This window comes from Janthinobacterium sp. EB271-G4-7A, assembly GCF_020858075.1.
Classification (GTDB): domain Bacteria; phylum Pseudomonadota; class Gammaproteobacteria; order Burkholderiales; family Burkholderiaceae_D; genus Janthinobacterium; species Janthinobacterium lividum.
The window spans coordinates 542,408-562,520 of record NZ_JACYMI010000002.1 but is presented as its reverse complement, the minus strand read 5'-3'; the positions used below and the strand labels follow the sequence as shown (position 1 = coordinate 562,520).

Here is a 20,113-nt window from a genome sequence, read left to right as displayed (position 1 = left end):
AAGAATGGCGCTGGCGTTATTGCGAGCTGATGTCGGCGTTCTCGCCGCTGCCGCCCGGCTGGCCATCCTTGCCCATCGAGACGATGTCGTACTCGCCCTTGCTGCCGGGCGCGCGGTATTGATAGGCATGGCCCCACGGGTCGAGCGGCACGGCCTTTTTCAGGTAGGGACCATTCCAGCGCGTGCCGGCGGCAGGCGGCGCGGCCAGCAGCGCGGCCAGGCCTTCTTCCGTGGTGGGATAGCGCCCCACGTCGAGGCGGTAGGTGTCGAGCGATTTTTCAAACGCCTCGATCTGCGCCTTGGCCACCGTCACTTCGGATTTGCCCAGCTGGGCGAAATACTTGGGGCCGACATACGCCGCCAGCAAGCCGATGATCACGATGACGACCAGCAATTCGAGCAAGGTAAAGCCGCGCGCATGGCGCGTTGCCGCAAGGTTCTGCCTGTGTGCTGCATGCATCCGGTAACTCCTTATTGCCTACCTTCAATACATTGCGTCGCTGCGCGCGGCGGATGGCCACGCACAGGCGACACGCGCTTGCCTGATGCTTATCAGCCTACCATGCCGGTTATGGTTCATACAATCTTTTCTTTGTACTGTGAACAACAAATTCCGACGGAAACCATCCAGTGTGCGCGAAACCGCCACGGCGACGCGCGCGCTTGACTGGCTGGTCAATCACTCAACTATTTTCAATGCGGAAACTATCTACTACTGGTTACCAATTCATAGTAAGTGATGAATTTTATTCATTCATTATTTGTAACTTTCAAATTAAATTTGCAAGAATATCAAACAATGAAATTGCCTCTTTTGCTATAGTAAAAATCAATTTTCTACGTATTGGTCTTATCCGTCCACGCAGGAAAGAGCATCCCAGACGCAAAACATATTGCATCCTACATAATCACCAAGGGAAAATTCATGACTCGTATTGTGCATTCGAAGGCAGCTTCCGCAGCAAGTCCTTTCTCGGCCAAGCAGTGGACCGGCGCCGCCATCCTGGCCCTGTCCGCCGCCTGGGCCCCCGCCGCCATCGCGGACGTGATCAACTTTGACAATCTGGATAGCCAGTTCGTCGGCCACGGCGACTCCCTGGAATTCGGCAAATTCCTGCTGACGGGTGCTTCGAATGCCGCCGGCGCCAGTTATGGCGACCTGGTCGGCGCCGTGTTCGACGGCACGGATCCGGCCGCCTGCGGCATGGCGTGCCCGACCAACAATACGAGCAATTACTATGCCTCGCTCAACGACGGCATCATCTACCTGGACCCGCTGAACCCGGGCGGCAGCGTCAGCCTGCAGGGTTTCGACGCCAGCTTCATCGGCTACGCCCAGGGCGTCACCTATCCGGCGGTAGCCGGCCTGCTGCGCGTGCAAGGTTTCTACGCGGACGGCTCTTCCCTGTATGAAACATACCAGCTGGGCGGCCCCATCGGCGGCAACTTCCAGTTCCAACACTACAACACCAGCGCCAGCTTCGGCAGCCAGCAATTCGCCTCGCTGGCCTTCTTCGGCTTCACTTGCAACACGGCCGGCAATTGCAACGCCTTCAGCACCAACAAGGGCCAGTTTGCGCTCGACAATATCGTCGCCTCGGTACCGGAGCCATCGACCTACGCGATGATGCTGCTGGGCCTGGCAGGCATCGGTTTCGCGGCGCGCCGCCGCCAGCAAGCCTGATTTATCCCTTTCGATTCCCGCTACCGTCACCAGGAAACCCTACATGACATTCCGTCCCGCCTTGCGTCCCATTTCGCTCGCCGTGCTGAGCCTGTTTGCCAGCCTCAGCTTCCAGGCCCACGCCGACGACCTGCGCCGCCCCTACATCGTGCAACTGAACGACAAACCGATCGCTTCCTACACCGGCTCGGTGGAAGGCCTGGGCGCCACCCAGCCTGCCGCCGGCGGCCGCCTCGACCTGGCCAGCACACAAGTGCAGCTGTACGGCGACTACCTGGAACAGAAACAGGCCCGGGTACAGGCCCTCGTCGCCGCCGCGCCCGTGCAATACCAGTACAAGATCGTCCTCAACGGCTTCTCCGCCCTGCTGACCGACGCCGAAGTGCGCCAGCTGCAGGCGAGCGGCGAAGTGGCCAGCATCGCCCCCGACGAACCGCGCGCCCTGCAGACGAACTACACGCCCACCTTCCTGGGCCTGGACCAGCCGGGCGGCCTGTGGAGCCAGCTGGGCGGCAAGCAGCATGCGGGCGAAGACATCATCATCGGCATCGTCGATGGCGGCGTGTGGCCGGAAAACCTGTCGTATGCGGACAAGGTCGACGCCAACGGCGCCCCGACCTTCGACCCGAACGCCACCCTGGCCTACGGCGCCGCGCCGGCCGCCTGGAAAGGCAGCTGCCAGACGGGCGAAGGCTTTACGCAAGACCACTGCAACAACAAGCTGCTCGGTGCGCAATACTTCAATGCCGTGCGCCTGACCGAGACGGACAAGATCCAGCACTGGAGCGAATTCACCTCGCCGCGCGATTCCATCGGCGACCCGAATGGCGAAGGCGGCCACGGCACGCACACCTCGTCCACCGCGGGCGGCAATGCGGGCGTGCCCGTCACGGCCAACGGCTCGCCGCTGGGCGCCATTTCCGGCGTGGCGCCGCGCGCCCGCCTGTCCGTCTACAAGGTGTGCTGGTCATACAATCTGGCTACCCAGCCGACCGGTGCGAAGAACGGCTGCTACGGCGGCGACAGCGTGGCGGCGATTGAAAAAGCCGTACAGGATGGCGTACACGTCATCAATTACTCGATCAGCGGCGGCGGCACCGTCAACGATCCCGTCGAGCAAGCCTTTTTGCACGCCTCGAATGCGGGCGTCTTCGTTGCCGCTTCGGCCGGCAATGCGGGACCGGCCAATACCGTGGCCCACGTCAGCCCATGGATCACCACGGTGGCCGCCTCGACGCACAACCGCGCCAATCAGGCCAAGGTGACCTTGAGCAACGGCGCCAGCTACACGGGCGCCTCGCTCAACTACAATCCGCTGCCGGCCACCACCCTGATCCGCGCGCAAGACGCGGGCCTGGCCGGCGCCGATGCGCAAAAACTGGCCCTGTGCTACCGCGCCGGCGACAACGGCGGCGTGGCCCTGCTGGATCCGGCCAAGGTCGCCGGCAAGGTCGTCAGCTGCCTGCGCGGCACCACGGCGCGCACCGACAAGGGCGTCGCCGTGCTCGAAGCGGGCGGCGCCGGCATGGTGCTGGTCGACACGGGCGTGGGCCTGGTGTCCGACCCGCACGTGCTGCCGGCCGTGCACGTGAGCGCCGCCGATGGCGCGCTGATCAATGCCCAGGCGCAAACGGGCACGGCCACGGCCGCCATCTCGCGCTTCGTCACCAACGGCAACGGCCCTGCCGCGCCCGTGGTGGCCGACTTCTCGTCGCGCGGCCCGAACCTGTACGACGCCAACCTGCTCAAGCCGGACGTCACCGCACCTGGCGTGGACATCCTGGCCGGCGGCACGCCTGCCCTGTCGCGCGCCCAGCGCGACGCCGTGCAGGATGGCAGCCTGGTCCCTGCGCAAGCCTACATCTTCCTGCAAGGCACCTCGATGGCCAGCCCGCATGTGGCCGGCCTGGCCGCCCTGCTGCGCCAGCAGCATCCGGACTGGAGCCCGGCCGCCATCAAGTCGGCCCTGATGACGACCGGCAGCACCACCTTGCCCGACATCCAGGCAGGCGACGCGCGCGGCATCCTGCCATGGGGCCAGGGCGCCGGCCACGTGACGCCGAACAAGGCGACCGATCCCGGCCTCGTGTATGACGCCAACCTGGCCGACTACAAGAAATACATGTGCGGCGTCGGCATGACGGCCGAGTGCGCGGGCGGCACCCTGGCCGGCTACAACCTGAACATGCCGTCCATCACCATCGGCAACGTGCTGGGCACGCAAACGGTAACGCGCCGCGTCACCAACGTGGGCAGCAGCAGCGCCACCTACACGGCCAGCGCCTCGCTCAGCGGCTACAGCGTTGCGGTGGCGCCTGCCACCCTGGCGCTGGCGCCCGGCGAAACCAAGTCCTTCACCGTCACCCTGACGCGCACCACGGCGCCGGACAACGTCTGGCAGTATGGCGCCCTCGTGTGGAGCGACGGCGTGCACACGGTACGCAGCCCCGTCACGGCCCGCTCGGGCCGCGCGGTGCAGTCGCCGGCATTGCTGCAGGCCGACAAGGTCAGCGGCCTGCGTTCGCTGACCCTGTCCACCGGCTTTGCCGGCAAGGTCGGCGCGGCGACGGGCGGCCTGAAGGAAGTGGCGCGCAGCGCGCAAACCATCAGCCAGGCCGCGCCGGGCAGCGTGGAAACGCTGGTGCAGATGGCCGACGCGTGCAAGGCGGGCGGCAGCGGCGTGCGGGTCGTCAATGTCAGCATTCCCGCCAGCACCGTCGTGGCGCGCTTCGAAATCTTCGACCGCGACACCAGCGAAGGCGCGGGCAATGACCTCGACCTGCTGCTGCTCAACAGCGCTGGCGCGACCGTTGCCACCTCGGCCACGGCCGGCTCGAACGAGGCGATCACCGTGACCACCCCGGCGGCAGGCAGCTACAAGGTGTGCGTGGTCGGCTATGAGCTGGCGAATGGCGCGTCGACCGGCTTCGGCCTGTCGTCGGCCGTCGTCACGACAGCCGACAAGGGCGGCAACCTGAAAGCCACCCTGCCTACCAAGGTGTATGTGGGCGGCAGCGCCACGGCCGGCGTCAGCTGGTCGGGGCTGGAAACGGGCAAGCGCTACCTGGGCGGCGTAGTCTTCCTTGATGGTAACAACGCGGCAGCGTCCACCACCGTGCTGTCGGTGGAGACCAACAGCCCGTTGCCGCTGGCCGTCCCCAGCCAGCGCAACGTGAAGGCGGACGCCAAGCTGTAACGGTATCGCTCCAGGCGGTAACACGACGCGCCCTGCGGGGCGCGTTTTTTATGCGTAACACGCGTACAATCGGCGCACGGGCAACTCGTCCGCCATGCGCAAAGGAGTTTGCATGTCCGCATTTCGCCTCAGCATTGCCATCCTGGCCGGCATGGCCAGCCTCCATGCACTGCCTGTCGCGGCGCAGGCCGCTGCGGCGCGACTGTCCTATCTGGTGCAATTGCGCGCCCCGCCGCTGGCCTCGCAAGCGGACGGCGTGCATAGGCTCGATACGGACAGCGACGCGGCGCGGCGCTACACGGCCCAGCTGGAAGCGCAGCAGCGCGCCGTGCTGGCGCTGGTGCCCGATGCCCCAGTGCAATACCGCTACACGGTGGCCTTCAATGGCTTTGCCGCCATGCTGACACGCGCCGAAGTGGCGCGCCTGCAAGCGAGCCCGGACGTGGTACGTGTATCACCCGGCAGCATCGAACACACGCAAGATGGCGGCGGCAGCGGCAAGCCGCAGGCCAGGCCGCAGGACCAGCGCTAATGGCTGAGCAAGCGCAGCGCGATGCCGCGCGACACGGCTTGCATGCGATTGCTCACGCCCAATAATTTGTAGATACGCTGCAAATGGCTTTTCACGGTGGCGCCGCTGATACCGAGAATTTCCCCCACCTCGTCATTGCTTTTCCCTTCGCGCACCCAATGCAGCACTTCCAGTTCGCGCGCACTGGCCGCGCGCGTGGCAGCCGGGCCGGCCATGCGCGCATGCTGGCTGCCTGGCAGCGCCAGCCAGTGCACGTGCAGGTAGGGCAACAGCAGTTCCAGCACATACGCCTGGCGCGCAGCGTCCGCCGGCATCACGGCGAACAGGGCAAAAAAGCTGCCGCCGGCGTCGCCCACGCTGCCGTGCACCAGCACGCCGTCGATGACGGCAGCCCCCTGGCCGCCCGCGCGCCAGGCCAGCGCAAGGTGCGCCAGCTGGCCCTGGCGCTCGCGCAGCAGCGCGTGATCGGGCGCGGCGCTGTGCCAGGCTTCGCTGCGCAGCACGGCACCATCGTCATCCAGTTGCGCGCACATTAATATGTCGTGCGGTAACAGCGTTTGCAGCGGCCCCTGGCTCCACAGAAAGAAATCGCCGGGCGCGACGATGCCATGCGCGCCGAGGATGGCGTGCAGCAGGTATTCCTGCTCCCGCCCCGTCAGCAGCATCATGCGCACACGGCGGCGTCAAACGCCAGATAGCGGTAGCCGCTGCCGCGCACGGTTTCGATGCGGTGGCCGCAGCCGCCCGGCTGCAGCGCCTGCCGCAGACGCCCCACGTGGGCGTCGACCGTGCGCTCGTCGAGATACGCTGCATGGCCCCACACCTGGTCCAGCAACTGCGCGCGGCTATGCACCCTGCCCGGATGGTTCATCAGGAAATGCAGCAGCTTGAATTCCACGCGGCCCAGGTTGACGGGCACGTTACCGGCCGTCACGCGCAGGGTGTGCGGGTCGAGCCGCAGCGCTGCCGTGCCTGCGCGCAAGGCCGATGGCGCGCGCCGGCGCAGCAGCGCGTGCACGCGGGCCAGCATTTCACGGGGACCGAAAGGCTTGCACAGATAGTCGTCGGCGCCGCTTTCCAGCGCCAGCACCTTGTCCTGTTCGCTGTCGCGCGCGCTGACCATGATGATGGGCAAGTCGCACAACACGCCATCCTGGCGCACCTGGCGCAGCAGCGCGATGCCGGACGCATCCGGCAGCTCCCATTCCAGCAGCAGTACATCGGGCGGGCCGGCCGCCAGCAGCGCCAGCGCGCCGCGCGCATCCACGGCGCAGCTGACCCGGTAGCCGGCGCCTGCGAAGTTATGCGCCAGCAGCGCCTGCATGGCAGGCGCAGGGTCCAGCACCAGGATATGGCCAGGCATCGATGCATCTCCCGAAAAAAGTTGGCGGCAATCTATGAAGAACTAAGTAATCGCCAGAAAATTATTGTGAATTTATTGCAAACAGAAGTGGATGTGATGCAAGGCGCCCGGCGCGACGCAGTGCGAGCACTGCTAGCGATGGGTAACGCAGCAGCGCGCCACTTATGGAAGCTAGAAAACACAAGAATTTATTGGGGGTTACTTAGACTGCCCGACAAGTTTTTTACTATGCATCAAGCGTAAAACGGTGACCAATACAATTTAGTTTCCTGATTTATAGCTATTTCAAATAAATAAACAAAAAAAACACAGCGGCCCGCAGGCGCGCTGTGTCCAGGCTGGAAAGACTAGGCCCGTGTGCCAGGCTGGCGGCGGCGCAGGGCAAAACCGATCAGCGCCAGGCCGCCCGTCAGCATCATCCATTCCGACGCCTCCGGCACGGCCGAGATCGTCGCGATGCTGGCGTAGCTACTGCCCGCAATGCTGGCGGGCAAGCCGCCGTTGAGCGGGGTCAGTTCGAATTGCACGAGGTTGCCGTTCGCATTGCCCAGATAAGCCATGCCGGTGTAGTCGAGCAAGCCCACGCCGAAGGTCGTGCCCGCGTTGCCGGCCGTGTTCAGGAAGTCGCCGCCGAAGACGATATTGAAACCGAACTTGCCGCCCAGGGTCACGTTGTGAAACCAGTCGTTGTAGGCGCCACTATTGCCGAAGGTCAAGGTGCCGGGCAAGCTGCCGCTGACATTGCCTTCCTGCGATGCCAGCCCGCCGAACGCTCCCGAGAAATTGCTGAGCACGGCGCTGGCGCCCGGCGCGGGGCTGTTGCCGGCGATAAAGGCGAAGTCGAGGAAACCGGCGCCCGAGAACTGGCTCGTGTCGATTTCCACGCGGTAGCCGAGCGGATCCGCCAGCGCCAGGCTGGAGCTGGCGGCCAGCACGGCGGCCAGGACGGCGCGGCGCAGGGCCGGATGAAGTGTCGTTGTCAACATGATGGTGTCCTTAGAAGTTGCCGGCGAAAATGCTGGCGGAATAATTGATCGTCACTTTCGACGGATTGGTGAAACTGACGGCAAACGAGGCTGTCGCGCCCGGCGCCAGGCTGGCCGCGTTGACCGTGACATACGGGGCGCCCGCATGGCTGCCCGTGGCATTGGCCAGGGCCACGCCGGCAGGCAAGCCGCCGAACACCACCTGGAACGGGCCGGACAAGGCGCTCGTGCCCGTGTTGGTGAACGAGAAGGTGCCCGTGTATTTTTGCGTCACGCGGTTGTACGCGAGGCCCGAACTGGCTTGCGCCACGCCAGCCGTGATGTCGCGGTAAGCGGGCTGCAAGTCCAGGCTGATGACGACCGGGTCGTGGTCCGAGGCGCGGTAAGGCAAGCCGTTGTACAAGTCTTGCGGCTTGGCCGAGTCGATGTTGTAGTCGATCACTTCCGGCTCGTCCGCATTCACATGCCACTCGGCCACGCCCGCCACTTGCGCGCTCAGCGACGCGCTGGCCAGCGCGTGGTCGAGGTAGCCGCTCTGGCCGCCGAACACGTACGAATACGGCATGCCGGACGGCCGCACGAAACGCTCGAGTTCATTGACGAAGCCGGCGCCCGTGATGACCTGGATCGGGTCTTCCGCGCCATAGGAATTGAGGTCGCCGATGACCAGCACGTCAGCGTCGCCGGCAGCGGCCGCCACCTGCGGCACGAAGCTGCCCACCAGACGCTGGGCTTGCTGCACGCGGGTGGCGTTCCAGCAACTCTGGCTATCGTTCTGGTCCGCATCCAGCCCGCTCGACGGGCAGCTGCCTTTCGATTTCAGGTGATTGACGATCAGCGAGAATTTCTCGCCATTGCCGGCGCGGAAGGTCTGTGCCATGGGCGGACGGTTGTTGATGGCATTGGCATCCGACAAGGCGGCGCCGACCAGGCCCAGCTTGGCCGGCTTGTAGATCATGGCCACGCGGATGGCGTCCGTTCCCGTGGCGGCCGGCTTCGGCACCACGGCATACGTGACGCCGCCGATGGCGGCGTTGAGCTGCTCAACCAGGTAACTGACGGCTGTTTCGCCATTGTTCTGGATTTCCATCAAGCCCACCACGTCCGCATCGATGGCTTTCAGTTCGGCGACGATCTTGTCGCGCTGGCGCACGAATTCGGCCAGGTTGTCGGCGCCGCGGCAATTGCTCTTGCTGGTAGACGAGCCCACGGTGCAGCCCTGCCCCGTCTGGCCAAACACGTTATTGCCATTGGTAAAGGTCGTAAAGAAGTTCAGCACGTTCGCGCTAGCCACCTTGACGTTGCCTGATGGCAGTTCCGGACTGCCCGTGCGCGGATTGTCGCGCGAAAATTGCGGCGTTTGCGTCGGCTGCAGTTTGTAGGCGGCACCGCCACCGCCGATGGCGCCAAAGTCCACCACGCCCGTCAGGTCGGCCACCGTGTCGCCGCTGCGCACGGTGTTATCCTGGCCGATGTACGGTATCGTCGGCGGTGCGACAAAGATGCCATCATCGAGCACGATCAGGTTGTTCGCATTGGCGGCGATCAAGGCTTGCGCCTCGGCGGAACCGGCCGGATGGCGGTTGGTCGGCACTTCGCGCCGTCCCGCCGACAGGCTCAATTCGCCGCGCGCGCCCAGGTAGGCGTTTTGCGACACGGTCAAGGGCTGCGTGAAGCGCACCAGCATGCCTTCCACGGCGGCCAGGTTCTCGTTCGGCAAGATCACATTCGTCGGCACGATGGCGTGGCCCGCGCTTTGCGTGAGGATGGCCGTCACGTCCTTGAATTCCGTATAGGAATTTTTCGCGCCCGACGGCGTGTATTCGACCACCGTGCCCGTCACGCGCACCAGCTCGCCCGGCTGCACGGTGGTGGCCGTGGCGCCCGTGTACACGAAGATGCCGTCCGAGGTCGATGGATCGCCATCGCCGGCCGCATCCTGGATGAAGAAGCCGGTGCCTACTTTCAGGGTGACCACGCCCTGCGTCGTCTGCACGGAATTGGCGTACGGGCTGGCAGCGCCGCTGCCCTGGATTTGCGGGATCGTGTGGCTGACGGCAGCCAGGCCTTGCACGGCGACATCGATCTTGCAACTGGCGCTTTGCTGCTGGTCGTTGCTGAAATTCACGATGACAGGGTAATTTCCCACCGGCACGCCGGCGGCCACCAGCAGGCTGACCATGGCGCTCTCGCCCGCCACGCCGGCCGCGCTGAAATTGGCCAGGCTGATGCCGGCCACGGCCGGCGAGCTCAAGGTGGCGGCATTCACGACGCCATCGACGTCGGATGCGCGCAGCACGGCGCTGCCGCCATTGCCCACGGCCAAGGCCAGGCTGGCTGGGCAGCTGGTGACGATCTGGTGCACGACAGGGCCGCCGCAGGCATTCAATGGCGAAGCCGTATTGCGCGGCGTCACGCTGCCTGTGGCGAAGTCGGCGCTGTTATCGTCCGTGTCGGCGCAGCCGCCATTCGCACGCGCAATCGACAGCGTATTCGATGGCGCGGGCGCGACGGCGCCTTCGAAGCCGTTGGCCGTGCCGAAACCGACCAGGTCGATGACGGCGGCGCCCGTGGGGCTGGTGCCCGTCTGCGCCGTCTTGCTATTGCTCAACAACACCTTGCCCGCCGTACCGGACATGGCCAGGCTGCCCGTGGCATCCGGCGCAGGCAAGTCCTGCGTACCGCCCGCGCCCTTGGCTTGCTGGACCAACAAATACTGGCCAGGTTGCAATTCGATAGCCGGCAAGGCCGTCACCGACCAGCTGGAACCGGCGGCGGACGCGTATTGCACGCTCCAGTTGCTCACATTCACGGGGCTGGCACCGCGGTTGAACAATTCGATGAAATCGTTGCGGTACAGCGCCCCCGTATTGCCGCCCCCGCCATACACCTGGCTGATGACGATATCGGAAGCAGCCAGGGCCGGCACGGACAGGCTGGCCAGCAGGGAGGCCATGACGGTCAGGCGCAACGGCGTGCGCAAGGGGGAAAACGAGGTGTGCATGAGGATCCCGGTCGATAAATAAATGACGCCGGTCCCGCATGATCGGCCGGCGCGCCACAATTAACAAAAGTATTTCAGACTTGTTATTTGCATATTAAAGGCCCGGGATGACGACTTGATGACATTTGATTAAGCCGAATGGAGTAATTTTCTTTCCAGACGCATCAAAATAAGTATCTTTCAAACAACAAACAATGCTTTCCATTTACGCAAAGAAAGCGCCAATGTGAAAAATATGATATATTTCAGGCAAATAAGTTTTGTTCTTGATAAGCCATTGGCAACTTTGAGAACCTTGCAATACAAATGGATTGAGCGGGCCCCATACATGCCCGGCTCTTCATCTGCCATCCTGGCGTGCACAAACAATGTCGCACAGCTAGCGTAGGCACCAATTACATCCTCAGCGCCTGGCGATATGCGCCGCGCTCAGAATGCATTTCCAAGAGGTAAGTAATGTTAAAACCAGCCACCCCATCCAAGTTCGCATCCTTGTTCGCCTGCAGCGTGTTATTGCTGGCGGCTAGCACGGCACAAGCGCAAAATGATGCGCAGCGCGCCAGCGGCGACGATAAACGCTGCCAGGCCACGGGAGCCGCCAGCAACGCAGGCGGCAAGGCGAAGGACGCCGACCTCGATAGCACGTACAGCGCTTGCAGCCTCGTCGATGGTTTCATCGGCTTCGGCGCACGCATCAACGACGGCACCAGCACGCCGCCGGAATTCGGCAGCGGCGCTTCGGACCAGGAATTGCGCAACCCGCAATTTGGCGGCGGCGGCCACCGCCTGGGCAATCAGTTTGCCGATGCGGGCGATACGGCGGGCGGCACGCGTGCGCGTCCGGCGCGCGACACGGGAAGCTATCAGTTTGGCACCCGCGATTTCGTTACCAGCCAGGAGTTCCCGCCGATCGATGGCGGCGCCGGCTACCGTGGACCGGGGCGCGCCTACCATGGCGCCACCGGCACCGATACCTATGCACCGCTGATCACGTCCGCCTCGCGCGGCACCGGCTCGCCGGCTGGCGGCTCCAGCGTGGGTGGCGGCGGGGCGACAGGCGGGATCGACAGCGGCAATAGCGGCATCGGCGTTCCCAGGCCGCCTATCGCCGTCGTGCCTGAGCCGGAAACCTACGCCATGCTAATCGCCGGCCTCGGCCTGGTGGCATTCGCGGCGCGCAGAAAGCGAAGCGTCAAAGCCGCTTAAGCTATCCTCCCCGGCGTCGGGCGCACCGCCAGGTCAGCGCTCAGCGCCGGTAAGCCATGTACGGCGCGGCCAGCGGGTCGCCGATAAACAGCCCCTGCGCCGGCCACAGCACACTCCCCCAGTACGCTTCCAGCGCCGTCATGCCGTTCAGGTAGCGGCGCAGGAGCACGGTAGGATTCGGGAATTTCTGCCAATAATTGCACGGCTCACTCACCGTACCGTAACTGGCCGTCGCGCCAGCTTCCAGCCAGCGCTGGCTGCTCATCTGCCCTGTGCCCTGCAAATCGCCACCGAATGACGTCAGGTGATCGGCCAGCGCCCCCGGCAAAAATCGCAGCGTGTCCAGCTTGGCCACATTGGCCACGCCGGTCTGGTACACCATGATGTTCTGGACGCTTTCAATGCTGTTGGCATGCACATTCGTAATGGTCAGCTTGCGCTGACGCACCATGCCGGTCGGCGGAAAGAATGCCGCGCGGCTATTGCGCGCGGCGTCGCTGGTAGTCAAATAATAGGCGCCGGCGGCCGGCACGGCAAACCCGCTGGCCGTGCCGCGCTTGATGACGGCCTTGGCATCATCCACGGAATCGACAGGCAACAGCATGGACAGGCGCATGCCCATCTGGGTCATGGGCCGGTCCACGTTGCTGTTGAAATAGATGCTGGGCTTGCCCGGGTCGCACGTCTTGACGCACTGCGCCATGTCATATCCCAGGGTAAATGCGGAGGTGATCGAATTGCACTCGACCGCATAGGGGGCGCTCCAGACCATCAGCACGGCCTGGATCTCGGGCTTGAGCTGCGCCTCGATGCGCTCCTTAAGCTGGGAAAATTGTTCGGCGCTAAGCTTGCGTGGCCGGTTTGGAATATTCACATGCACGACGTTGGCAAGCGGAATGTCGTGCGACTGGCGGTAGTACTCGCCGACCTCCACGCTATTCGGTTCCGCATCATTGATGATGACCGCCAGGTGCGCGGGCTGCAATCCTGGCGCCGCGCCAGCTTGCGGCACGGAGAAGAAAGCCGCCAGCAACACGGGCAAAAAACGTAGTGGAGTATGCAATGGATGGCTGCCAGAAAGATGAATCGAAACGACCGCAGCATGGCAGTCGGAGCTTGACGGCCAATTATAGCGCTGGAAATAGTGCCGCAACGCGGCAAACAAAAAACGGAAGCCAAGGCTTCCGTTTCTTATTGCTGCTGATAATGCCAGCGCGCGCTCAGGCTTGCAGCTTGCGCCGGCGCGCCACAAAGCCCATCAATCCCAGGCCGGCAAGCAGCATGGCGTAGGTTTCAGCTTCCGGCACGGCACTGGCCGAGATATTGCCGCTGTAGCTACCACCCGTTGCGGAAGCGACATAGCCGTCAACTTGCAGGAAATAGGTTCCCTCAAGCAAAGGCGTCTTGCCGCTGTTCAGCACCCAGGCTTGGTCCTGCGCCGTGAAATTCAGCAGATCGAGCGCGCCCTGCAGCACTACGCCACTGGTATTGCTCAGGCTAAATCCCGTCAGGGTCAGGCCGGAATTGGCGCTTGGCTTGAGCGAAGTTGCCAGCCCGCTGAAATCATGGATGCCCGTCAGCGTGAAGAGGAATTTGTCGCTGAAAAAATTATTCCCGGCGCCAGCAAGCTGGCCGGCGCCCAGGCGGAAGGAACCAAACAGTTCACCGCTGGAATAGTCGATCAGGTCCTGCGTCAGGTCGACCGGCGCATGGCTCAGGTCGACGGGAGCGGCGTGGGCGCCCACGCTGGCAGCGGAGAGCACGAACGTCATGAACAGGGATTTCAATATTTTATGCATACTTTTCACCAAGATAACGGCGGTCAACGCAAGCGCGCCGCGGGAAAGGGACTATAGCGTCACGACAGCGAGTCGTGTTCAGGCGGATTTCTGACGGCGGCGGGCGACAAACCCCAGCAAGCCCAGGCCGGCAAGCAGCATCGCATAGGTTCCAGGCTCGGGCACGGCCGATACCAGGTTGCCATTGCCGCTGAACGTGGCGCCGGTGCTGAAGACGATATCGCCGCTGACCTTCATATAGTACGCACCGGCGGCCAGGTTCGCGAACGACAGGCTCCATTTGTCGGTCGCACCGCTCAGCTCCTGGGTACCGCCCTGCAGCAAGGTGTTGCCGACGCTGCTGTACAAGCCAAAGCCCGTCAAATTCAAGCCGGTCAGGGCGCTGGTGCTTTGCGAAGTCAGGACCACGTTGAGCGCGCTGGGCTGCGTCACGTTAAACGTAAACACATCATTGAAAAAGCTGCCCTGTTGATTGTTCTTGAACTTGTCGCCAAATGTCAGCGAACCGCCGCTCTCCAGCTTGACGGCTTTCGGCAGGGAACTGATGTCGACAGCCGCAGTGGCCGCCTGGGACAGCAGGGCCGAACCGGCAAAAGCCAGGACAGCCAGAATAGAGCGGGTATTGTTCTTCATGCGACTCCACCAAGCAAAATTGTGGCCGCAACGCGGCCACATGAATTTATATAATCAAACCAGCAAGGATAATAGCATAAAGTAACTTTTTAAGTTATTTATTTTTTAATGAAAAGTTTCTTTATGGCATCAAAATAAGAGGCGAAAACTATCGCCCGTCAGCCACCAGGGCAGGCACATGCAGCAGTTATAATTGGCAAAGTTTTATCAGATTGACGGATCATCTCAAGAAAAGGAAGTCATATGTCCACCTGGACGGCATTGCATGCGGACACATTCCGGTTATACGGGCGCAGTGGTTGGCGCCTGACGCTGAAAGGGGCTGTCGGCAGCCGTCCCTTCCGCGCGATCGTCACCATGCGCCTGTGCCAGGCCGCGCGCGACGCCCGCGCTCCCTGGAAATATCTGCTACCGTTTTGCAAGCTGCTGCATCGCAGCGCCACCCGCCGCGCGGGTATCGACTTTTCCTGGCAAACCCGGGTCGGTCCCGGTTTCGCCCTGACGCATGGCTGGGGCACCGTCATTTCGCCTGGCGCCGTCATCGGCAGCAATGTCACCCTGCTGCACGGCGCGACCCTGGGCCGGCGCGATAGCATCACCGCCCCGGACCAGCGCAGCAGCGCCTATCCGACATTGGAGGACGGCGTCTGGGTCGGCCCCCATGCCATCATTACCGGCGCGATCACCATCGGACAGGGCAGCCGCGTCGCCGGCGGCACCGTGGTCGTGGCCGACGTGCCGCCCGCCTCCATCGTCGCGGGCAATCCCGGCAAGATCATCGCCAGCGACTGCGTTCCCGACGTCATGAATGCGGCGCCGCTCGGTACGCCCGCATCTCAGGCGCGCTGATACGCATCCGCATGGCGCACGATATCGTCCTCTCCCAGGTAAGCGCCCGTCTGCACCTCGATCAGGTGCAGCGGCAGCTTGCCAGGATTTTCCAGCCGGTGGATCATGCCGAGCGGAATATATGTCGATTCATTCTCTGTCAGCAGGCGCACCGTCTCGCCGCATGTGACGCGCGCCGTGCCGCGCACGACCACCCAGTGTTCAGAACGGTGATGGTGCATCTGCAGCGATAGTTTCCCACCTGGATTGACGACGATGCGCTTGACCTGAAAACGCTCGCCCACGTCGATGCCTTCATAGCTGCCCCAGGGACGGTACACGAGCCGATGCTGCACGTGCTCGGTGCGCCCATGGCGCTCCAGGTGTTCAACCACTTGCCGCACGCGCTGCACCTGATCGCGCCGCGCCACCAGGACGGCATCGTCCGTCTCCACGATCACCAGGTCCTGTGCGCCCAACACGGCCACGATGCGGCTTTCCGCCCGTATCATGCAGTTGCGGGCGCCGTCCAGATAGACATCGCCACGCACGACATTGCCCTGCTCATCGCCTGGCAACACGTCCCACAAGCCGGACCAGGAACCGATATCGCTCCAGCCCATGGCGGCGGGAAGCACCACGGCGCGGCGCGTGTGCTCCATCACAGCATGGTCGATCGAGACGCTGCGGCAGGACGAAAAAACATCCGCTGCCAGGCGAAAAAAATCGAGGTCGCGGCAACCGTCGGCCACCGCAGCGGCGCACGCCGCGTGCATGGCCGGTTCGAATTGCTGCAACTCGCGCAGGTAACTTGCGGCGCGGAACATGAACATGCCGCTATTCCACAGATAACGGCCATCGGCGAGGAAGCCACGCGCCGTCGCCAAGTCCGGTTTTTCCACGAAACGCTCAACTTCGCGGCCCTGCGGCGAACCGGCCAGCAGTGCGCCGGAAAGAATATAGCCGTAAGCCGTTTCCGCAGTGGTAGGAACGATGCCAAAGGTGGCAAGCTCGCCGGCCCCGGCCAGCGCAGCCGCTTGCCCGACCACCTGGTGAAACGCCGGTACGTCGGCGATGCAGTGGTCGGCAGGCAGGACGAGCATGACCGCCTCGGCATCGAGCGTCAGCAGATATTGCGCGGCCACCGCCACTGCCGGCGCCGTATTGCGTCCCAGCGGCTCCAGGACGATGGCCAGCGGCGCCACGCCGATCTGGCGCAACTGCTCCGCCACCATGAAGCGGTGCTCATTGCCGCACACCAGCAGCGGCGGCATGGCCTCGAGCGCGGCATGACCCAGCCCGCGCACGCGCAGCACGGCTTCCTGCAGCAGGGTCTGCTGCGAAAGCAGCGGCAACAATTGCTTGGGCAACGCCTGGCGCGACAAGGGCCACAGGCGGCTGCCGGCACCTCCCGACAGGATCACTGGGTAGATTTTCATGTCGGGCTCCTGTCGACTCAATGGCGCACGCTTCCATCGTCGGTCCGGCACTCCGGCCGCGGCGCCGCTGCCTGTCTGTCTGTCTGTCTGAAGGATAGTTCGATAAGGCGCCGTCGGCGCCCCAGGAAGATGGCCAGGCCCAGTGTAGGGGACTATGCCAGAGAGGAAATTGATACAGTGCAAAAGAGGAGCACATTAACGGGACAAGCGTGGCCGCCTGTCCCGCCGTGCCGCCCAGCGGCTGTTACAAGCGCCAGACCTTGATCCCCACGGCGCGCAATGCCGCCTCGTCAAAACACGCCTTCACATCGATGAAACAGCCGCCCTTGATCAGTTTTTGCTGGAAGTCTTCCACGGGCAGCGACGTCAGCGCGCGGTGCGACACGGCAGCGACGATGGCATCGGCGCGCGGCAACTCATCCCACGCAAACAGGCGCACGCCATACTCGTGCATGGCCTCCTCCGCATCGGCATACGGATCGTGCACGAACACTTCCACGCCATAGGTCTTGAGTTCGTTAATGACGTCGCCCACCTTGGAATTGCGCAGGTCGGCGCAATCTTCCTTGAAGGTCAAGCCCAGCACATTCACGCGCGCGCCCTTGATATAGCTGCCGGCGGCAATCATGTTCTTGATGGTCTGCTCGGCGATGTACTTGCCCATGCCGTCATTGATGCGACGGCCGGCCAGGATGACCTGAGGATGGTAGCCCAGCGTCTCGGCCTTGTGCGTGAGGTAATACGGATCGACGCCGATGCAATGCCCGCCCACCAGACCTGGGCTGAACTTCAGGAAGTTCCACTTCGTGCCGGCCGCCGTCAAGACTTCGGAAGTATCGATGCCGATCTTGTCGAAGATGATCGCCAGTTCGTTCATCAGCGCAATGTTCAGGTCGCGCTGGGTATTTTCAATCACCTTGCACGCTTCCGCCGCCTTGATGCTGGAGCAACGGTGCACGCCCGGCTCGACGATGGATTCGTACATGGCGGCCACCGTTTCCAGCGTTTGCGGCGTGTCGCCCGAGACCACTTTCACCACGTTCGTCAGCATGTGCTTGCGGTCGCCCGGGTTGATGCGCTCCGGAGAATAGCCGACGAAGAAATCGCGCTTCCACTGCTTGCCCGACGCCTGTTCCAGCACGGGAATACAGATTTCCTCGGTCGCGCCCGGGTATACGGTCGACTCGTAGACGACGATGGCGCCCTTCTTCATGTGCTGGCCGACGCTCTTGCTGGCGCCGATCAGGGGGCCGAAGTCGGGGCTGTGGGCCACGTCGACCGGCGTCGGCACGGCGACGATGATGATGTCGGCCTGCGCCAGAATGGCGGGGTCGGACGAGTATTCGGCATGCACGGCGGCGGCCATCTGCTCGTCGCTCAGCTCGCGCGACGGATCGACGCCCCGCAGGCAGCTGTCAACCTTGCTTTGCACAATATCAAAGCCGATGGTGCGCGCCTGCTTGCCGAATTCGGCAACGAGGGGCAAACCGACATAACCGAGGCCAATCACGGCAATAGTAGTCATAACAATACTTTCAATCTAAAAGGTGGAAACCGTAATTCGGCGATGGCGCCTAGCGGCGCAGCGCTTCCTTGAAGAACAGGCGGATAAAGCCCATGTCCTCGATAAAGTAGCGCCGGAACATGCGGCGCGGTTCCTGTAAAAAACGATAAAACCATTCCAGACCCGATTTCTGCATCCACACGGGCGCACGCTTGACGCGGCCGACGGCAACGTCGAAGGTGCCGCCCACGCCCATGGCGAACGGGATTTTCATCTGCCCCTGGTACTGTCCCAGGAAGTGTTCCTTCTTGGGTGAACTGATGGCGACAAACAGCAGGTCGGCGCGCGCCTCCGTGATCTGCGCGACGACGCCAGGCTCCTCCTCCGCACTCCAGTAGCCATTACGGTAGCCGGCCACGGTCAATCCTGGATACTTCAGCTCGTACAGACGCTTGACCTCGCTGACGACCTCCTCGCGCGCGCCCAGCAGATACACGCGCCACTGCTTGTCGGCGCTGCGGCGCATCAGCGCCTCGAACAAATCGACGCCCGCGACGCGCTCCTTGAGCGGCTTGCCCAGCAGGCGCGACGCCCACACGACCGGCATGCCATCGGCATTGATCAGCGCGCAGTCATTGATGATGCGCCGCAATTCGGCATCGCGTTCCGCCTTGACCAGCTTGTCCACATTGACCACCACATGCTGATGGGGATGGCCGGACTGGATGAATCCCTCGACTTTTTGCAGGGTTTCTTCCATCGTCAGATTATCAATCTGACAGCCCATCATCGTGATACGGGCGCTCATGACAGCTGCGCGGCCAGCACGGCCACGATACGTTCGGCAGCCTTGCCGTCCCACAGGTGCGGACGCTGCCCGCGCTTGCCTTCGCCGCGCAGTATTTTGCCGGCCTCGGCCACGATGCGCTGCGGATCCGTTCCTACCAGTACATTGCTACCTTCATCGACAGTGACGGGACGCTCCGTGTTTTCGCGGATCGTCAGGCACGGCACGCCCAGCGCCGTGGTTTCCTCCTGCAAGCCGCCGCTGTCGGTCAGCACTACGCAAGCATCCTTCCACAGATTCAGGAAGGCCATGTATCCCTGCGGTCCCACCAGGGTCACGTTCGGCCCCAGGTCGATGCCGAACTTGTCCAGGTTGGCGCGCGTGCGCGGATGCACAGGGAAAATCAGCGGCAAGTCCTGCGCGATCGTGCGCAGCGCGCCGCCGATCGATTGCATCATGTCCGCGTTGTCCACGTTACTGGGCCGGTGCAGGGTGACCACGCCGTAGCGCTGTCCTGCGCCCGTATGGGCCGCCTTGAAAAGCACCCCCTCGCCTTCGGTGACGACGCCGGCACCGAGCTTGTCGGCCTGATACAGCACGTTGTCCACCATCACGTGGCCCACGTAGTGCACGGCCGCTTCCGGCTTGCCTTCGCGCCGCAGGTGTTCCAGCGCGCTGGGTTCCGTGACGAAAAACCAGTCGCTGATACTGTCGGTGACAAGGCGGTTGATCTCCTCCGGCATGGTCATGTCGCCGCTGCGCAAACCGGCTTCGACATGGGCAACGGGAATATTGAGTTTCTTGGCAACGATGGAACAGGCCAGCGTGGAATTCACGTCGCCCACCACCAGCACGGCGTCGGGACGCTCGGCCAGGCACAGCTCTTCGAAGGCCAGCATGATCTTGGCAGTCTGCTGCGCATGGCTGCCGCCGCCGGCGCCCATGAAGACGTCGGGCTGGGGGATACCCAGCTCTTCGAAGAAGACGTCGTTCATTTCGCGATCATAGTGCTGGCCGGTATGAATGATCTTGAATCCAAGCCCGCCGTGGGCTTGCAAGGCGCGCACGATCGGTGCGATTTTCATGAAGTTGGGACGCGCTCCGGCAACCAGATAGAGGGTAGGCATCGAATGTTCTTTCAACGTTAATAAG

Annotated in this window: 17 protein-coding genes; 5 read left to right on the top strand and 12 right to left on the bottom strand. The window is 63.2% G+C overall.

What is annotated here, in order from left to right; genetic code table 11:
- Window positions 1-16: 16 nt before the first annotated feature.
- A complete protein-coding gene (gene gspG, locus IGS58_RS20070; RefSeq protein WP_034782166.1) occupies window positions 17-460 on the bottom strand; it encodes a type II secretion system major pseudopilin GspG in 444 nt (147 codons plus the stop codon).
- A gap of 465 nt (window positions 461-925) precedes the next feature.
- Here gspG and IGS58_RS20065 point away from each other — a divergent pair, with 465 nt between their 5' ends.
- From IGS58_RS20065 to IGS58_RS20055, 3 genes are all read left to right on the top strand, one after another.
- Window positions 926-1,684: an NF038120 family PEP-CTERM protein gene (locus tag IGS58_RS20065; RefSeq protein ID WP_034782165.1), complete on the top strand. Its 759-nt coding sequence runs from the start codon at window positions 926-928 to the stop codon at window positions 1,682-1,684.
- Window positions 1,685-1,727: 43 nt separating this feature from the next.
- On the top strand, window positions 1,728-4,880 hold the full coding sequence (locus tag IGS58_RS20060; protein ID WP_230522496.1) for a S8 family peptidase: 3,153 nt from the start codon (window positions 1,728-1,730) through the stop codon (window positions 4,878-4,880).
- A gap of 112 nt (window positions 4,881-4,992) precedes the next feature.
- Window positions 4,993-5,412 (top strand): protease inhibitor I9 family protein, encoded by a 420-nt coding sequence (locus tag IGS58_RS20055; protein WP_230522495.1) that lies wholly within the window; start codon window positions 4,993-4,995, stop codon window positions 5,410-5,412.
- Here IGS58_RS20055 and IGS58_RS20050 read toward each other — a convergent pair.
- The 4 genes from IGS58_RS20050 to IGS58_RS20035 all read right to left on the bottom strand — a co-directional run bounded on the left by IGS58_RS20050 (window position 5,409) and on the right by IGS58_RS20035 (window position 10,765).
- A complete protein-coding gene (locus IGS58_RS20050) occupies window positions 5,409-6,080 on the bottom strand; it encodes a LuxR C-terminal-related transcriptional regulator (RefSeq protein WP_070253555.1) in 672 nt (223 codons plus the stop codon). The genes IGS58_RS20055 and IGS58_RS20050 overlap by 4 nt on opposite strands.
- The gene (locus tag IGS58_RS20045) at window positions 6,077-6,775 is read right to left on the bottom strand and encodes a winged helix-turn-helix domain-containing protein (RefSeq protein ID WP_230522494.1); all 699 of its coding nucleotides are present in this window, start codon (window positions 6,773-6,775) and stop codon (window positions 6,077-6,079) included. Before IGS58_RS20045 ends, IGS58_RS20050 begins: the two co-directional genes overlap by 4 nt.
- 347 nt (window positions 6,776-7,122) lie before the next feature.
- Entirely contained in the window at window positions 7,123-7,761 is a 639-nt protein-coding gene (locus tag IGS58_RS20040; RefSeq protein WP_099395144.1) for an NF038129 family PEP-CTERM protein, read from the bottom strand.
- Between the two features lie 10 nt (window positions 7,762-7,771).
- Window positions 7,772-10,765 (bottom strand): ExeM/NucH family extracellular endonuclease, encoded by a 2,994-nt coding sequence (locus IGS58_RS20035; protein WP_230522493.1) that lies wholly within the window; start codon window positions 10,763-10,765, stop codon window positions 7,772-7,774.
- A 456-nt stretch (window positions 10,766-11,221) separates the two neighbouring features.
- Between IGS58_RS20035 and IGS58_RS20030 the strand changes: the two genes are divergently transcribed.
- Entirely contained in the window at window positions 11,222-11,971 is a 750-nt protein-coding gene (locus IGS58_RS20030) for a PEP-CTERM sorting domain-containing protein (RefSeq protein WP_211551178.1), read from the top strand.
- Window positions 11,972-12,011: 40 nt separating this feature from the next.
- Here the strand turns inward: IGS58_RS20030 and IGS58_RS20025 are convergent, their stop codons facing one another.
- The 3 genes from IGS58_RS20025 to IGS58_RS20015 all read right to left on the bottom strand — a co-directional run bounded on the left by IGS58_RS20025 (window position 12,012) and on the right by IGS58_RS20015 (window position 14,403).
- Window positions 12,012-13,034: a TIGR03790 family protein gene (locus IGS58_RS20025; RefSeq protein WP_211551180.1), complete on the bottom strand. Its 1,023-nt coding sequence runs from the start codon at window positions 13,032-13,034 to the stop codon at window positions 12,012-12,014.
- A 157-nt stretch (window positions 13,035-13,191) separates the two neighbouring features.
- A complete protein-coding gene (locus IGS58_RS20020; protein ID WP_081345400.1) occupies window positions 13,192-13,770 on the bottom strand; it encodes an FxDxF family PEP-CTERM protein in 579 nt (192 codons plus the stop codon).
- A gap of 78 nt (window positions 13,771-13,848) precedes the next feature.
- Complete coding sequence (locus IGS58_RS20015; protein WP_070253550.1) at window positions 13,849-14,403, bottom strand: FxDxF family PEP-CTERM protein; 555 nt, start codon at window positions 14,401-14,403, stop codon at window positions 13,849-13,851.
- Between the two features lie 243 nt (window positions 14,404-14,646).
- On the opposite strand from IGS58_RS20015, the gene IGS58_RS20010 reads away from it, so the two are divergent.
- A complete protein-coding gene (locus tag IGS58_RS20010) occupies window positions 14,647-15,252 on the top strand; it encodes a serine O-acetyltransferase (RefSeq protein WP_070253549.1) in 606 nt (201 codons plus the stop codon).
- On the opposite strand, the gene IGS58_RS20005 is transcribed toward IGS58_RS20010, so the two are convergent.
- From IGS58_RS20005 to wecB, 4 genes are all read right to left on the bottom strand, one after another.
- Entirely contained in the window at window positions 15,240-16,670 is a 1,431-nt protein-coding gene (locus IGS58_RS20005; RefSeq protein ID WP_230522492.1) for a mannose-1-phosphate guanylyltransferase/mannose-6-phosphate isomerase, read from the bottom strand. The genes IGS58_RS20010 and IGS58_RS20005 overlap by 13 nt on opposite strands.
- 244 nt (window positions 16,671-16,914) lie before the next feature.
- Window positions 16,915-18,195, bottom strand: a complete 1,281-nt coding sequence (locus IGS58_RS20000; RefSeq protein ID WP_070253547.1) for a nucleotide sugar dehydrogenase — start codon at window positions 18,193-18,195, stop codon at window positions 16,915-16,917.
- Window positions 18,196-18,244: 49 nt separating this feature from the next.
- Window positions 18,245-18,982: a WecB/TagA/CpsF family glycosyltransferase gene (locus IGS58_RS19995; RefSeq protein ID WP_046682608.1), complete on the bottom strand. Its 738-nt coding sequence runs from the start codon at window positions 18,980-18,982 to the stop codon at window positions 18,245-18,247.
- Window positions 18,979-20,088 (bottom strand): non-hydrolyzing UDP-N-acetylglucosamine 2-epimerase, encoded by a 1,110-nt coding sequence (gene wecB, locus IGS58_RS19990; protein ID WP_230522491.1) that lies wholly within the window; start codon window positions 20,086-20,088, stop codon window positions 18,979-18,981. The genes IGS58_RS19995 and wecB overlap by 4 nt, the downstream gene beginning before the upstream one ends.
- Window positions 20,089-20,113: the final 25 nt, after the last annotated feature.

Excerpts from the sequence above, each read along its gene's own strand:
- IGS58_RS20060 (WP_230522496.1), top strand. The coding sequence starts at position 1,728 with ATGACATTCCGTCCCGCCTTGCGTCCCATTTCGCTCGCCGTGCTGAGC.
- IGS58_RS20045 (WP_230522494.1), bottom strand. The coding sequence starts at position 6,775 with ATGCCTGGCCATATCCTGGTGCTGGACCCTGCGCCTGCCATGCAGGCG.
- IGS58_RS20020 (WP_081345400.1), bottom strand. The coding sequence starts at position 13,770 with ATGCATAAAATATTGAAATCCCTGTTCATGACGTTCGTGCTCTCCGCT.
- IGS58_RS20065 (WP_034782165.1), top strand. The coding sequence starts at position 926 with ATGACTCGTATTGTGCATTCGAAGGCAGCTTCCGCAGCAAGTCCTTTC.
- IGS58_RS20040 (WP_099395144.1), bottom strand. The coding sequence starts at position 7,761 with ATGTTGACAACGACACTTCATCCGGCCCTGCGCCGCGCCGTCCTGGCC.
- IGS58_RS20030 (WP_211551178.1), top strand. The coding sequence starts at position 11,222 with ATGTTAAAACCAGCCACCCCATCCAAGTTCGCATCCTTGTTCGCCTGC.
- IGS58_RS20005 (WP_230522492.1), bottom strand. The coding sequence starts at position 16,670 with ATGAAAATCTACCCAGTGATCCTGTCGGGAGGTGCCGGCAGCCGCCTG.
- IGS58_RS20050 (WP_070253555.1), bottom strand. The coding sequence starts at position 6,080 with ATGATGCTGCTGACGGGGCGGGAGCAGGAATACCTGCTGCACGCCATC.
- wecB (WP_230522491.1), bottom strand. The coding sequence starts at position 20,088 with ATGCCTACCCTCTATCTGGTTGCCGGAGCGCGTCCCAACTTCATGAAA.
- IGS58_RS19995 (WP_046682608.1), bottom strand. The coding sequence starts at position 18,982 with ATGAGCGCCCGTATCACGATGATGGGCTGTCAGATTGATAATCTGACG.
- IGS58_RS20055 (WP_230522495.1), top strand. The coding sequence starts at position 4,993 with ATGTCCGCATTTCGCCTCAGCATTGCCATCCTGGCCGGCATGGCCAGC.
- IGS58_RS20000 (WP_070253547.1), bottom strand. The coding sequence starts at position 18,195 with ATGACTACTATTGCCGTGATTGGCCTCGGTTATGTCGGTTTGCCCCTC.
- IGS58_RS20035 (WP_230522493.1), bottom strand. The coding sequence starts at position 10,765 with ATGCACACCTCGTTTTCCCCCTTGCGCACGCCGTTGCGCCTGACCGTC.
- gspG (WP_034782166.1), bottom strand. The coding sequence starts at position 460 with ATGCATGCAGCACACAGGCAGAACCTTGCGGCAACGCGCCATGCGCGC.
- IGS58_RS20015 (WP_070253550.1), bottom strand. The coding sequence starts at position 14,403 with ATGAAGAACAATACCCGCTCTATTCTGGCTGTCCTGGCTTTTGCCGGT.
- IGS58_RS20010 (WP_070253549.1), top strand. The coding sequence starts at position 14,647 with ATGTCCACCTGGACGGCATTGCATGCGGACACATTCCGGTTATACGGG.